13 protein-coding genes are annotated in these 13,059 nt (G+C 64.7%); 6 read left to right on the top strand and 7 right to left on the bottom strand.

Annotated elements, in window-relative coordinates:
* Positions 1-76: 76 nt before the first annotated feature.
* Positions 77-1,342, bottom strand: a complete 1,266-nt coding sequence (locus CSC73_RS09805; protein WP_163840249.1) for a patatin-like phospholipase family protein — start codon at positions 1,340-1,342, stop codon at positions 77-79.
* A 127-nt stretch (positions 1,343-1,469) separates the two neighbouring features.
* On the opposite strand from CSC73_RS09805, the gene CSC73_RS09800 reads away from it, so the two are divergent.
* Positions 1,470-2,183 carry a DUF8198 family protein gene (locus CSC73_RS09800; protein ID WP_163840248.1) on the top strand — a complete coding sequence of 238 codons (714 nt, stop codon included), beginning with the start codon at positions 1,470-1,472 and terminating at the stop codon, positions 2,181-2,183.
* 57 nt (positions 2,184-2,240) lie between these two features.
* Here the strand turns inward: CSC73_RS09800 and CSC73_RS09795 are convergent, their stop codons facing one another.
* Positions 2,241-2,516 (bottom strand): polyhydroxyalkanoic acid system family protein, encoded by a 276-nt coding sequence (locus tag CSC73_RS09795; protein WP_163840247.1) that lies wholly within the window; start codon positions 2,514-2,516, stop codon positions 2,241-2,243.
* An 87-nt stretch (positions 2,517-2,603) separates the two neighbouring features.
* On the opposite strand from CSC73_RS09795, the gene CSC73_RS09790 reads away from it, so the two are divergent.
* On the top strand, positions 2,604-3,407 hold the full coding sequence (locus CSC73_RS09790; RefSeq protein WP_163840279.1) for an FHA domain-containing protein: 804 nt from the start codon (positions 2,604-2,606) through the stop codon (positions 3,405-3,407).
* On the opposite strand, the gene msrQ is transcribed toward CSC73_RS09790, so the two are convergent.
* Together msrQ and msrP are read right to left on the bottom strand one after the other, a co-directional pair.
* On the bottom strand, positions 3,376-4,005 hold the full coding sequence (gene msrQ / locus CSC73_RS09785) for a protein-methionine-sulfoxide reductase heme-binding subunit MsrQ (RefSeq protein ID WP_163840246.1): 630 nt from the start codon (positions 4,003-4,005) through the stop codon (positions 3,376-3,378). The genes CSC73_RS09790 and msrQ overlap by 32 nt on opposite strands.
* 122 nt (positions 4,006-4,127) lie before the next feature.
* Positions 4,128-5,096: a protein-methionine-sulfoxide reductase catalytic subunit MsrP gene (gene msrP, locus CSC73_RS09780; protein WP_163840245.1), complete on the bottom strand. Its 969-nt coding sequence runs from the start codon at positions 5,094-5,096 to the stop codon at positions 4,128-4,130.
* Positions 5,097-5,250: 154 nt separating this feature from the next.
* On the opposite strand from msrP, the gene serC reads away from it, so the two are divergent.
* The 3 genes from serC to aroA all read left to right on the top strand — a co-directional run bounded on the left by serC (position 5,251) and on the right by aroA (position 9,318).
* Positions 5,251-6,336, top strand: coding sequence for a phosphoserine transaminase (gene serC / locus CSC73_RS09775; protein ID WP_163840244.1), 1,086 nt, complete (start codon positions 5,251-5,253; stop codon positions 6,334-6,336).
* A gap of 122 nt (positions 6,337-6,458) precedes the next feature.
* Complete coding sequence (gene pheA, locus CSC73_RS09770; protein WP_163840243.1) at positions 6,459-7,616, top strand: prephenate dehydratase; 1,158 nt, start codon at positions 6,459-6,461, stop codon at positions 7,614-7,616.
* A gap of 388 nt (positions 7,617-8,004) precedes the next feature.
* Positions 8,005-9,318, top strand: coding sequence for a 3-phosphoshikimate 1-carboxyvinyltransferase (aroA, locus tag CSC73_RS09765; protein WP_163840242.1), 1,314 nt, complete (start codon positions 8,005-8,007; stop codon positions 9,316-9,318).
* Here the strand turns inward: aroA and CSC73_RS09760 are convergent.
* Both CSC73_RS09760 and CSC73_RS09755 read right to left on the bottom strand, forming a co-directional pair.
* Positions 9,305-9,877: an energy transducer TonB gene (locus CSC73_RS09760; protein WP_163840241.1), complete on the bottom strand. Its 573-nt coding sequence runs from the start codon at positions 9,875-9,877 to the stop codon at positions 9,305-9,307. The genes aroA and CSC73_RS09760 overlap by 14 nt on opposite strands.
* 119 nt (positions 9,878-9,996) lie before the next feature.
* Positions 9,997-10,653: an energy transducer TonB gene (locus CSC73_RS09755; RefSeq protein WP_163840240.1), complete on the bottom strand. Its 657-nt coding sequence runs from the start codon at positions 10,651-10,653 to the stop codon at positions 9,997-9,999.
* A gap of 248 nt (positions 10,654-10,901) precedes the next feature.
* Here CSC73_RS09755 and serS point away from each other — a divergent pair, with 248 nt between their 5' ends.
* On the top strand, positions 10,902-12,182 hold the full coding sequence (gene serS, locus CSC73_RS09750) for a serine--tRNA ligase (protein ID WP_163840239.1): 1,281 nt from the start codon (positions 10,902-10,904) through the stop codon (positions 12,180-12,182).
* A 229-nt stretch (positions 12,183-12,411) separates the two neighbouring features.
* Here serS and CSC73_RS09745 read toward each other — a convergent pair whose 3' ends face one another.
* Positions 12,412-12,990 (bottom strand): FMN-dependent NADH-azoreductase, encoded by a 579-nt coding sequence (locus tag CSC73_RS09745; protein ID WP_163840238.1) that lies wholly within the window; start codon positions 12,988-12,990, stop codon positions 12,412-12,414.
* Positions 12,991-13,059 lie beyond the last annotated feature (69 nt).

Below are 13,059 nucleotides of genomic sequence, written 5' to 3'. Positions count from 1 at the left end.
TTGAGGAAGCCGAAGAATCAACCGCTTGTCTAGAGCTTTCACACCAGCTCGCGAAGACGGATGGCCTTGCCGTGCTTCAACCGGTCGGTTTCAGCGCGCGCGGGGCGCGTCGGGCGCGGCGCTTGGCCACCACCTGGTCCACGTCGTCCAGCGCGCGCCGCAGCCGCGCGGTCGTTTCGGTCATGCGCGGGGTCACGTCCAGTCCGTCCAGCAAAGAGCGGTGGCGGTCGTTGATGATTTCCTCGCGCAGGCCGATGCCGTGCGCAGCCAGCATCGGCCGCAGCACGTCGGCGCGCTTGCGCAGGTCGGCCAGGGTATTGCGGTAGGCGAGCTGACAGACGCGGTGGCGCGCGGAGAAGCTGAAGAGGTTGGTGAAGAACAGCTCGCTGTCCTCCGCATTCGGCTCGAACACCAGTTGGTCGATGTTGGGGAACTGGTGCGGGTATTTCTCCATGCCGATCTGCATGCGCGATTGCAGCAGGGTGCGCAGGGTCTGCGACAGCACGGCGGGCAGTCCTCCGCTGGCCAGGCCGCGCCGCTCCTCCTCGCCGGCCTGCGGGGCGGCATTGCCGGCGTCGAAGGGCACCAGCGGGTTGATGCCTATCATCAGGTCGATGCCGCGTTCCAGCACGGTGGAGGCGTGCATGGTCCGGCGCAACGCGCCATCGAGGAAATGGCGGCCATTGATCTGCACGGGGGAATACAGGCCCGGCAGGGCCGAGCTCGCCTGCACGGCCTGCGAGATGGGCACGCCGTCCCAACCTTTTTCGCCGAAACGCACCGCTTCGCCGCTGTCCAGATCCACCGCCACTACGAACAAATCCGCACCCAGGGTGCGGAAATCGTTGCTGCGCCCGCGGCGGGTGAAGATGTCGCGCAGGAAGCTTTCCACGCCTTCGCTGTCGAACAGGCCGGTCGGCACCAGCCCGCCGAAACGCAAAATCAGGTCCGACAGCCGCGTGGCCTTGCGCGGGTTGAGCATCAGCCGGCGCGCCCAGTCAGCGTACAGAGCGGGCAGGGTGGCGGCGCGGCGCAGGTACTCGCCGACGTTGGGCTTGAGGAATATTTCCGGACGGAACTCGGCATCGTCGCTGGTGCCGGTGATGAAGATGCGGCACATCTCGGCGGTGCTCATGCGGTTGGCCAGGCCCGCGGCGAGGAAAGCGCCCGAGCTGACGCCGACGTAGCAATCCATGCGGGTCAGGTCCAGGCCGTCCATCGCCTCGTCCATGGCCCGCAACGCACCCAGTTCGTACATGCCGCCGATGGGGCCGCCGCCCGCGATGGCAAGGCCGATACGGCCGCCGGAGCCGCGTTTCTGGGCACTGTGAAGTGAGAGCATGCACAATCCGGTGGCGAAAAACTGTCCGAGTGTAGCCGACATGCCGTAGAGCTTGGAAACGTCATTCCGGTAGCGATAAACGGCATGCCGGCTTGCGATCGCATGCCTTGCACCGGATCATTCGCGCATGGCCCGCGGCAACCCCCTGATCGAACGGCTCGGACGCCGCCTGGCGTGCCACCAGGCCCTTCACGACCCCAGGCGCGAACCCCGCAACCAGCTGCGCTGGCTGCCGGTCTTGCGCAGTTGGCAGACCAAGCGCCTGGAAACCAGTTTCGAGCATTTCCTTTACGACCCGCAGCGGCGGGCGGCGGCGCTTTTCTTCCTGACCGACGTTTACGGCGACCGCGATTTCAGCAAGCGCGACGCCAATGTCGCCAAGGTCCTGCCGATGATGCAGCGGCTGTTGCCGGCCGCAGTGCTGGGAACGGTGGCCGATGGCATCGAACTGGGCGCGCTGACCCATGCCCTGGACCTGCGCATGGCCGACGAATTGCAGCGCATCGCGCCTAACCGCAAGCGCTTGGATGCCGAGTTGTATGGGAAGGCCTACCGGGAAGTAGGGCACCGGCGCCTGCGCGGGCATCAGATCGACCTGATCTCGGGTGTCGGGATAGGCCTGGCCCGCGCCGTGAAGACGCCCGGCGTGGCCATGCTGCTGCGCTTGTCGCGCGGACCGGCCAAGGCCAGCGGATTGGCGGAACTGCAAGGTTTTCTGGAACGCGGCTTCGACGCGTTTGCGGCGCTGGGCGACGGCAAGGCTTTCGTCGCCGATATCGAAAAATCCGAACGCGTAGTGGCCAAGCGCTTGTTCGAAGCCGACCCGGATCCCTTCCGGTAGGTCGGGGCTACGCCCCCGACGCACGGACGGTCAAGGCGTCGGGGACGTGGCCCCGACCTACCCGAATTTCTCGTTGAGCACGCGCCTGATTTCGGACTCGATGGGGTCCTTAAGCATCGACAGCATGAAGCCGAGCTGTGCGGTGACGTGCAATTTCTTCGGCGACAGTTCGATCTTTCCGTCCACGCCGGAGCGGTTGAAGGTGAGCGTGTCGCCATCCCACTCGTGCTGCATGCCGAAGCGTTCGGACAGTTTTTCGGCGACGTCTTCCAGCGCCTTGCGCGCTTGCTTGGGCGTTTTGGAGTGTTCGTGGTGGATGTCGATGCTGGGCATGTACGTGGTTCCTGTCGTTCGTTGCCTATTGTGCGCAAGCGCGCCGCCGAGTCCAAGCCGCAACGCGGCATGTTAGTCTCCCGCGGCGTGGAAAACCTCAGACTCCATTTCGGCAACCGCCAACAACCCGATCGTGCGCTGGTCACCGGCGTGCACCGTATCGTGCGCGAAGCCAGCGGCCTGCTCGGCGTGGGCGACAACGCCCAGGGCGCCCTGCTGGCCCAGTTCTGCATGGACCGTCGCGGTTTGTGGCTGCAGGTGGCCGCAGGTATCCGGGGCGTCCACGTCAACGGCCGGCCGGTGCAGCGCATGGCGCTGGTGCGCGCCGGCGATACGGTCTACCTCGACGGCGCCGAAATCCTGGTGCAGGCCTCGCATCAGGGCCTGGACGCGGTGCCGCCGGCCGATCCGGCCGACAACAGCGATCCGCGCATCGTTCTTCGCGGCGTGGGGGGCAAGCACCATGGCCGCGCCTTCACTCTGTCGCAGCCCTGTCTGGTCGGCCGTGCGCCGGACGCGGCGATCCGTATCGACGATACGGATTTCGCGGATCGCCACGCTCAACTGGAACGCCGCGGCGATCGCGTGCTGCTGCGCGGCTCGGGTTCGGCGGCGGCAAGCATGGTCAACGGCGTCGCGGTGCGCGATGCGCTGCTGGCGGCCGGCGATCAGGTGGCTTTCGGCAGCCAGCACCGGTTTCTGGTGGAGGTGCCCTGGCAGGAAGCCTCCGGTGAAGCCACGGGCTTGGCCGACGATGGTGCCCAGGAGGGAGCCGAGTCGGATGCCGTTCCCGTCAACAAACCTTCCATGCGGCGTTGGCCGTGGCTGTTGCTGGCGGCTCTTTTCCTGGCGGCGATGCTCAGTGCGCTGTTGCTGTTCGGCGCCGGCTGAAGGCTTTCCACGCGCGCCAGCCCAGCGCCACTGTCAGAATCGAGGCGTACAGCAGTGGTTCGCGTATGTCGGATTTCACCAGCCACCAGAAATGCAGCACCGCCAGCACGCCGGCAGCGTAGACCAGCTTGTGTAGGCGTCCCCAGTTGCGCCCCAGACGCTTGATCCAGCCCTTGGTGGAGGTGACGGCCAGGGGCAACAGCAGCAGCCAGGCGCTGAAACCCACGGTGATGTACGGACGCTTCACGATCTCGGCGAATATCTGCGTCCAGTAGCCGCGCAGGTCCAGACCCAGATAGGCGGCGAAGTGCAGGCAGGCGTAGAAGAACGCATACAGGCCGATCATGCGGCGAAAGCGGATCAACACGGCCTGTCCGGTCAACTGCCGCAGCGGCGTGATCGCCAGGGCGACCATCAGCAGACGCAATGCCCACAGGCCGAGGCGGTGCTCGATCTCGGCCACCGGGTCGGCGCCCAGCGCGTCGCTATTGTTCTGCCAGACGTCGTAAAACTGCCAAGCCAGGATCGCCACCGGCATCAGTGCGGCAAGGTGTACGAGGGTCTTGGCGGCGATGATGCCGGTGGGGGTCTTGGCCATTGCAATCCGTTGTGGGTGGGAGAAGCGGCGCGTAGGAGCGACGTAAGTCGCGAAGGACGCGATAAGCACTTCGCGACTTACGTCGCTCCTACGCGCTCCTACGCGCTCCTATGACGTCCGGGTCAATACCATTTTTTCAGATCAAGCCCCGCATACATCGAACCCACCTGCGCGGCATAGCCGTTGAACAGCCGGGTGGGGATGCGTTCGGCGAACAGCTTGCTGGCGTTGCCGGCGATGCGGCGCTCGGTCTTCTGGCTCCAGCGCGGATGGTCGACGGCCGGATTGACGTTGGAAAAGAAACCGTACTCGGAAGGTTGCAGGTCGTGCCAGGCAGTCTCCGGCATCTTTTCCACGAACTTGATCTCCACGATCGACTTGATGCTCTTGAACCCGTATTTCCACGGCACCACCAGCCGCAGCGGCGCGCCGTTCTGCTGCGGCAACGGCTTGCCGTATAGGCCGGTGGCCAATAGGGTCAGCGGATGCATCGCTTCATCGATACGCAAGCCTTCGCGGTAGGGCCAGTTGATGGAGTTGTAGCGCACGCCGGGCATCTGCCTGGGGTCGGCCAGGGTGGTGAAGGCCACGTACTTGGCCTTGGAAGTGGGCGCGAACTTTTTCAGCACTTCGCCCAGCGGTACCCCCAGCCACGGGATCACCATCGACCAGCCTTCCACGCAGCGCAGCCGGTAGATACGCTCTTCCGGCGTCAGTCCCTTGATCAGATCCTCCATGGAAATGCGGCCGGGCTTGGCGCATTCGCCGCTTACCGCGACCGACCAAGGCCTGGTCTTCAGGGTCTTGGCGGCGTTGGACGGGTCGGTCTTGCCGGTGCCGAATTCGTAGAAATTGTTGTAGCTGGTGATATCGGCATACTTGGTCAGTTCCTCGGCGGTGCTGAAACCGGAACGCGCCTGCGCCGGGGTGACCACGGTCTTTGGCGGGGCGGGCGGCTCGGCTTCGGCGCATCCGGCCAGGGTCAGCGCCGGGGCCATGGCGAAGGCCTGCAGGAACGTGCGGCGCTGGCGGTAGACCGACTCGTCGGTGATCTGGCTGGCGGGGATTTTCAGTGCATCGCGGAGCGACATGGCGAGGTTCCTTGGGATTGCCCAACTATAGAGGCGGGCGGGCGGCAAAAGGTTTCGCGGCCGCGCGATCCAGACAGCAGAAGTTACGTTTGAAACCAGGACTGCTCCGGCTGCTGCGCTGCGGCATACTATGGATCCACTTTGCAGGCCCCTCATGACCCGCGTCTTCAATTTCAGTGCCGGCCCCGCCACCTTGCCGGAATCAGTATTGCTGCAGGCCCAGGCGGAAATGCTCGACTGGAATGGCGTAGGCGCCTCTATCGTGGAGATCAGCCACCGCAGCGCCGATTTCATCGCCGTGGCCGCCGAGGCCGAAGCCGACCTGCGGACCCTGGTGGGAATTCCGGACGATTACGTGGTGCTGTTCCTGTCCGGAGGCGCCACCACCCAGCAGGCTTTGCTGGCCCTGAATTTTACCGCGCCCGGCCAGACCGTCGATTACGTGGTGCCCGGCCACTGGGGCAGGACGGCGATCAAGCAGGTCGCGCCCTACGTCAAGGTGAACATAGCCGCCGATGGCGAACCGGGAGGCTTCCGCGACATTCCCGCCCGCGACAGCTGGAAGCTCACCCCCGGTGCGGCCTACGTGCACATCACCGCCAACGAAACCATCCACGGGGTCGAATTCCGCGATACGCCCGAAGTCGGCGCCGCGCCGCTGTTCGCCGACTTCAGCTCCAGCATCGCCTCCGAACCCATCGACGTTTCCAAGTACGGCGTGATCTACGCTGGCGCGCAGAAGAACCTGGGCCCGGTGGGCGTGGCGGTGGTGATCATCCGCCGCGATCTGCTGGAACGCAGCGGGCAGCCGCGCGCCGACATCTTCGACTACCGCTCGCATGCCGCGCGCGATTCCATGCTCAATACGCCGCCCACCTGGAACTGGTATCTGGCCGGGCTGGTGTTCAAGTGGATGCTGGCGCAGGGCGGGGTGGCGGAATTCGCCCGCCGCAGCGCAGTGAAGTCGAAGCTGGTGTACGACGCCATCGACGCTTCGGGCGGTTTCTACCGCAACGAAGTGGTGCCGGCGGTGCGTTCGCGCATGAACGTTCCGTACTTCCTTCCCGACGAGACGCTGACGGCGCGCTTCGTGGCCGAGTCGAAGGCCGCGGGCCTGCTGGCGCTGAAAGGCCACAAGGCGGTCGGCGGCCTGCGCGCCTCGTTGTACAACGCCTTGCCGGTGGAAGCCGCGCAGGCGTTGGTCGATTTCATGCGCGATTTCCAGCAACGCAATGGATAAAGCCCAATTCCGCGTAGGAGCGACGTAAGTCGCGACGGTGTCTTCGACTAGCAATCGATTCGCGACTTGCGTCGCTCCTACGTCCAGATCAAGTCCAGATTGATGAAAGCACCGGATTAGCCATGGCCTCGAAACCAAAGAAGAATGCGGCGAAAGCCGCCAAGCCCGCCGCGGAAAAAGTCGCCAGGACCGACGCAGCAGCGCCGGTCCTGGCCGACGTGCGCGCCCATATCGACGGCATAGACCGCCAGATCCAGAGCCTGATCGCCGACCGCGCCGCCTACGCGCTGCAGGTCGGCAAAGCCAAGGGCAAGCTCGCCGCAGCCGTGGACTATTACCGCCCCGAGCGCGAGGCCCAGGTGCTGCGCATGGTGGTGGACCGCAACCAGGGTCCGCTCAGCGACGAAGTGCTGGTGCACGTGTTCCGCGAAATCATGTCCGCCTGCCTGGCCCAGCAGGAGCCCTTGAAAGTCGGCTTCCTCGGCCCGGAGGGCACCTTCAGCCAGCAGGCGGTGATGAAGCACTTCGGCCGCTCCGCGCACGGCCTGCCGCTGGCCAGCATCGAGGAAGTGTTCCAGGAAGTGGAAAACGGCAACGCCGACTTCGGCGTGGTGCCGGTGGAGAATTCGGGGCAGGGCACCATCCAGGTGACCCTGGACATGTTCCTCACTTCCAACCTCAAGATCTGCGGCGAAGTCGAACTGCGCGTGCACCAGTACCTGTTGTCGCGCACCGGCCGCATCGAGGACATCGAGCGTATCTACTCGCATCCGCAGTCGTTCGCGCAGACGTCTTCCTGGCTGCGCTCCAACCTGCCCAAGGTGGAGAAGATCCCGGTTTCCAGCAACGCCGAAGGCGCGCGCCGCGCCCGCAATTCGGACGACGCGGCGGCCATCGCAGGCGAAAGCGCCGGCCACGTGTACGGCCTGAAGAAAGTCATCATGGGTTCGATCGAGGACGACGCCGACAACACCACCCGCTTCCTGGTGATCGGCCGGCAGATTTTCCCGTCTTCGGGCCACGACCGCACCTCGGTGCTGGTGTTCATCCGCGACCAGCCCGGCGCGCTGTTCAATGTGCTGAGTCCGTTCGCGCGCCACGGCATCAGCATGAACCGCATCGAGTCGCGGCCCTCGCACCACGCCAAGTGGGAATACGGATTCTTCATCGACCTGGCCGGACACGTCGAGGACGAGTCGATGAAGAAGGCGCTGGCCGAACTGGAAGCGCATTCGGCGCAGATCAAGGTGCTGGGTTCGTATCCGGTGGCGGTGCCGTGATCGGCCCCCTCCCTTGCGAAGCAGGGGAGGGTTGGGGAGGGGTTGCCTGCGATCTCCGAATGCATGAACTAGCGCTACGGCGGTTTCTACCTTTCCACGATGCAAAAAAGAATAATGATCGACAAGCAACAGCGTTTCGCGCTCTCGCGCGAGTCACTTTTCTTTGCTTGTGCAAAGAAAAGTAACCAAAAGAAAGCACACCCCGGCGGCACGCCCGCGCTATGCGCGGGTTCGCAAGCGCGGCGGGAATTTTCGGAAGGCACATCCATGTGCCTTCCGAAAACGGCGCACATCGTGTGCGCCGCCCTTTGGGTTTACCCACCGCGCTTGCCGTGCCTCAGGGGCCTCGTGGAGCTATGAAGCAAAAGCAACTACTGAGAATCATCGAATGACTGACAGGATGAACTGGACCGTTTCTCCCGGCCAAGCGCTGCACGGCGAAATAGAGATCCCCGGCGATAAGTCCGTCTCCCACCGCGCGGTGATGTTCGCCGCCCTGGCCGACGGCGTCTCCCGCATCGACGGCTTCCTGGAAGGAGAAGACACCCGCGCCACCGCCGCGATCTTCTCGCAGCTGGGCGTGCGCATCGAAACGCTTTTGCCCTCGCAGCGCATCGTGCACGGTGTGGGCGTAGACGGCTTGCGCGCGCCTGTGGCGCCCCTGGACTGCGGCAACGCCGGTACCGGCATGCGTCTGCTGGCAGGTTTGCTGTCGGCACAGAACTTCGACAGCGTGCTGGTAGGCGACGAGTCGCTTTCCAAGCGCCCCATGCGCCGGGTCATCGATCCGCTGGCGAAGATGGGCGCGCGCATCGACTCCGAGCCGGGCGGCGTGCCGCCCTTGCGCATCCATGGCGGGCAGCCCATGCGTGGCATGGACTACACCCTGGAAGTGGCCAGCGCGCAGGTGAAATCCGCGGTGCTGCTGGCCGGGCTGTACGCCGAAGGCGAAACCGTGGTGCGCGAACCGCACCCCACCCGCGATTACACCGAGCGCATGCTCTCGGCGTTCGGCGTGGACATCGAATTCTCGCCGGGCCATGCGCGCCTGCGCGGCGGCCAGCGCCTGCGCGCCACGGATATTTCGGTGCCGGCCGATTTCTCTTCGGCCGCTTTCTTCATCGTGGCGGCCAGCATCGTTCCCGGTTCGGAGCTGCGCCTGCGCGCCGTTGGACTGAATCCGCGCCGCACCGGATTGCTGACCGCGTTGAGGGCGATGGGTGCGGATATCATCGAAGAGAACCGCAGCGAGCATGGCGGCGAACCCGTAGCCGACCTGGTCGTGCGCCACGCGCCGTTGCACGGCATCGAAGTGCCGGTGGAAATCGTGCCGGACATGATCGACGAATTCCCTGCGCTGTTCGTCGCCGCGGCCTGCGCCGCCGGCAACACGGTAGTGCGCGGCGCTGCCGAACTGCGGGTCAAGGAATCCGACCGCCTGGCTTCCATGTCGGCAGGATTGCGTGCGTTGGGCATCCGGGTGGACGAAACTGCCGATGGCGCCACCATTTCCGGCGGCCGGATCGGAGGCGGTGCGGTCGATAGCCATGGCGACCATCGCATCGCCATGGCCTTCAGCGTGGCCGCCCAGGTGGCGTCGGGCGAAGTCGCAATCGCCGACGTGGCCAATGTGGCCACGTCGTTCCCGAATTACGATGCGCTGGCGCGAAGGGTCGGTTTCGGAACCTTTACTGGTTCTTGAACTCCACCGGCACCACCACCGCGCCCGGCACTGCCTTGCCGTCCTTCATCGCCGGCTCGAAACGCCATTTGCGCACGGCATCGGTCACCGCCCGGTCCAGGTCGCGGCTGCGTTCGCCGCTGCGCTCCACCACTTGCACATCGGTGGCGTTGCCGTTGGCGTCTACTTCCACGCGCACGCTCACGCTGCCTTCCACGCCGGCGCGCAGCGCTTGCGGCGGGTATTTCGGGGCCTGATTGCCGGCCAGGGGCGAGGGGTCCCGGTTGATCTTGGCTGCCGGCTTTGGCTTGGCCGCCGGCTTTTTCTCTACCGGTTTCTTGTCCGCCACTACGGCCGCGGGCGCCGCTGTTTCCTCCACCACCGCCGGCTGCTGGGTGGCGGCAGGCAGGTCGCGGGCTTCGGTGGCCTCGCGTTTTCCATACCACCACAGGCCCAGCGCGACCAGCGCCACCAGCAGGAGCAACCAGAGCAGCGCGCTGCTGGTGCGCGGCGGTGCGACTACGGGGGCATCGGGATCGACGCTGTTGTAACCGGGATCGTTCGGATTAGGTGTAGACATGCTTGACCTCCCTGAACATGTGGATGAACGGGTGCGAGTCTTGCATGCGGGTTTGTTGCGAAAGCGTCACGGCACCGTGAAAACGGCCGCCTGGAGCCGTGGCTGTTCAGGTTCCGAATTTACTCGTCGGCCTTGAAATCGATGGGAATCACCAGGCTCGACGCTATAGCTTGCCCATCGCGCTGCGCGGGCATGAAACGCCACTTGCGCACCGCTTCCATGGCGGCGCGGTCCAGGTCGCGCGAACCGCTGCGCTGCGCCAGCGCCACGCCCGCCGGTGCGCCGTTGACGTCCACTTCCACCCGTACCAGCACCGTGCCGCTTTCGCCCCGGCGCAATGCGTCGGAGGGGTAGCGCGGCGATGGCGTCTGGCCGCTGAGCGGGACCGGCTGGTCGCCCGGTGCGAGCGCTACCCCGGCCGCAGCCGGAACGCCGGCTTCGGGAGGTGTGGGCTGTGCGGTTTCGTCGATGGGCGCGGGCAGGGGCGGTGGAGGCGCTGTTTCCACCAGTTGCGGGCGCTCGGTCGGTTCGGCGCTGGCGGAGGGCATGTCGCTGGCGCTGTCGCCGCCAGCCAGGGGTTCCGGCAATGCTTCCAATTCGCTCAGCGGCTTGCCGGGTGCAGTGGGTTCGACCTTGTAGAACGCCTGATCGCGCCCCGCCCACCACACGATCAGGAACAGCACCAGGCCGATGCCGAAGGCGATGCCGGCGATGCGCAGGGCGCTGCGCGGCAGGCGGAAAACGTAATCGTGTTCGGGCGGGTTCGAGGCGGGCATGGCGGGTTCCGATGGGCTGCCCGCGATTCTGGCATAGCCCAGGCTGGCCGGGCGAGGCAGGGCATCGCATAAAAAGCGATAATTAAGGCGAATCGCAAGACACCGTTTCGATCGTCATTCCCGCGAAGGCGGGAACCCAGCGACTTTGCTTGAAAGCTTGAAGTCGCTGGATCCCCGCTTTCGCGGGGACGACGCCTAGCTTCTTTTGTTTTCAGATATTCACGAATCCACTTCAGCGAATCCATTTCATGCTCGATCCGACCCTGCTTCGCACCCAGCCCGCCGAACTGGCCCAACGCCTCAAAGCCACCCGCGGCTTCGACCTGGAAGTGGAACGTCTGCAATCGCTGGAGTCCACGCGCAAGCAATTGCAGACCCGCACCCAGGAACTGCAGAACCTGCGCAACACCAAATCCAAGGCGATCGGCCAGGCCAAGTCCAAAGGCGAGGACACGGCAGCGCTGATGGCCGAAGTGGCAGGTTTCGGCGAAGAGCTGAAGGCTTCGGAAATCGAGCTGGAGCGCATCCGCGGCGAGATCGAGGCCATCGCGCTGGGCATTCCCAACTTGCCGCACGACAGCGTGCCGCCGGGAAACGACGAGAGCGGCAATCTGGAAGTGAGCCGCTGGGGCACCCCGCGCACCTTCGATTTCGCAGTCAAGGACCATGTGGAACTGGGCGCGCGCCATGGCTGGCTGGACGGCGACGCGGGTGCGAAACTGTCGGGCGCGCGCTTCACCGTGTTGCGCGGCCAGCTGGCTCGCCTGCACCGCGCGCTGGCGCAGTTCATGCTCGATCTGCACAGCAACGAGCACGGCTACGAAGAAACCAACGTGCCGTTGATAGTCAACGAAGACTCGATGCGCGGCACCGGCCAGTTGCCGAAATTCGAAGAGGATCTGTTCGCCACCATCGTCGGCGAATCCAAGCGCTATCTGATCCCCACCTCGGAGGTTCCGCTGACCAACATCGTCCGCGACGATATCCTGGAAGACGCCGCATTGCCGTTGCGCATGACCTCGCACTCCATGTGCTTCCGCGCCGAAGCCGGCAGCCACGGCCGCGATACCCGCGGCATGATCCGCCAGCACCAGTTCGAAAAGGTGGAAATGGTCTCCATCGCACGGCCGGCCGAAAGCTACGACGAGCACGAACGCATGACCCGCTGCGCCGAAGTGGTGCTGGAGAAACTGGGCCTGCCGTACAAGCGCATGCTGCTGTGCACGGGCGACATGGGCTTCTCGGCCACCAAGACCTTTGATCTGGAAGTCTGGCTGCCGTCGCAGGACACCTACCGCGAGATTTCCTCGTGCTCCAACTGCGAGGACTTCCAGGCCCGCCGCATGCAGGCGCGCTGGCGCAATCCCGCCACCGGCAAGCCGGAGCCGGTGCATACGCTCAACGGCTCGGGCGTGGCCGTGGGCCGGGCGATGATCGCGGTGATGGAGAACTATCAGAACGCGGATGGTTCCATCACCGTGCCGGAAGTGCTGCGGCCCTATATGGGTGGTGCGGAAACCATCGCTTAATCGTCCAGCCGACACAAAAAAAAGAGCGACGTCATCCCAGCGAAAGCTGGGATCCATTTTGACTTTGCTTTTGTCTTTGCTGTTTTCCGTCTTGCGCAAATCAGATCAAGGTCAGGATCAAGATGGATCCCAGCTTTCGCTGGGATGACGATTCGGAATTCAACGTACTCATCCAAAAAAAGCGGGCCCGTATCAACGGACCCGCCTTGATCGGCACAACAGCTTCCCTTTATGCCGCCAGCCGCACCGGCTCCGGAATGGAAGCCAGCGCCCCGGCGATAGCATCGCTGCGGTGCTGCGGCGAATACGCTACGCCTTCAGCGCGCACGAACTCGATATCCGTTACGCCCAGGAAACCGAATACCTGGCGCAGATAGGCTTCCTGGAAATCCGTCGGCGAACCGGTATGGATGCCGCCGCGGCCGCTGGCGATGATGATCTTCTTGCCGCCGGCAAGCCCTTCCGGCCCGTTCTCGGTATAGCGGAACGTCTTGCCGGCCACGGCTACGCGGTCGATCCAGGCCTTCAAGGTAGAAGGAATGGAAAAGTTGTACATCGGTGCGCCGATCACCAGCACATCGGCGGCCAGGAACTGTTCCATGGTGCGTGCCGCGTCGGCCGCTTCTTCCGGATTGGTCTGGGCCAGCGACTGGCCGGTCAGATGGGGCAGGGGATCGCTGTCCAGGTCGCGGTATTCGACCTGCAACTGCGGGAGTTTGTCCTGCCAACGGGCTACGATGGCGGCGGTGAGTTCACGGGTGACCGAGCCGGTGCCCAGTGCGCTGGAGTCGAGGTGCAGGAGTTTCATGTTGGCTATCCACTTCAGGAAGCGGCGGCGCCGCGTTGGATGCCAAAGTAGATTGTTGTATTCATGGAA

Origin of the sequence: Pseudoxanthomonas sacheonensis (genome assembly GCF_010093305.1) — a bacterium.
In the GTDB taxonomy this organism is placed as follows: Bacteria; Pseudomonadota; Gammaproteobacteria; order Xanthomonadales; family Xanthomonadaceae; genus Pseudoxanthomonas_A; species Pseudoxanthomonas_A sacheonensis.
Note: the sequence above shows the minus strand (reverse complement) of the source record. Positions and strands in the feature narration are given on the sequence as shown.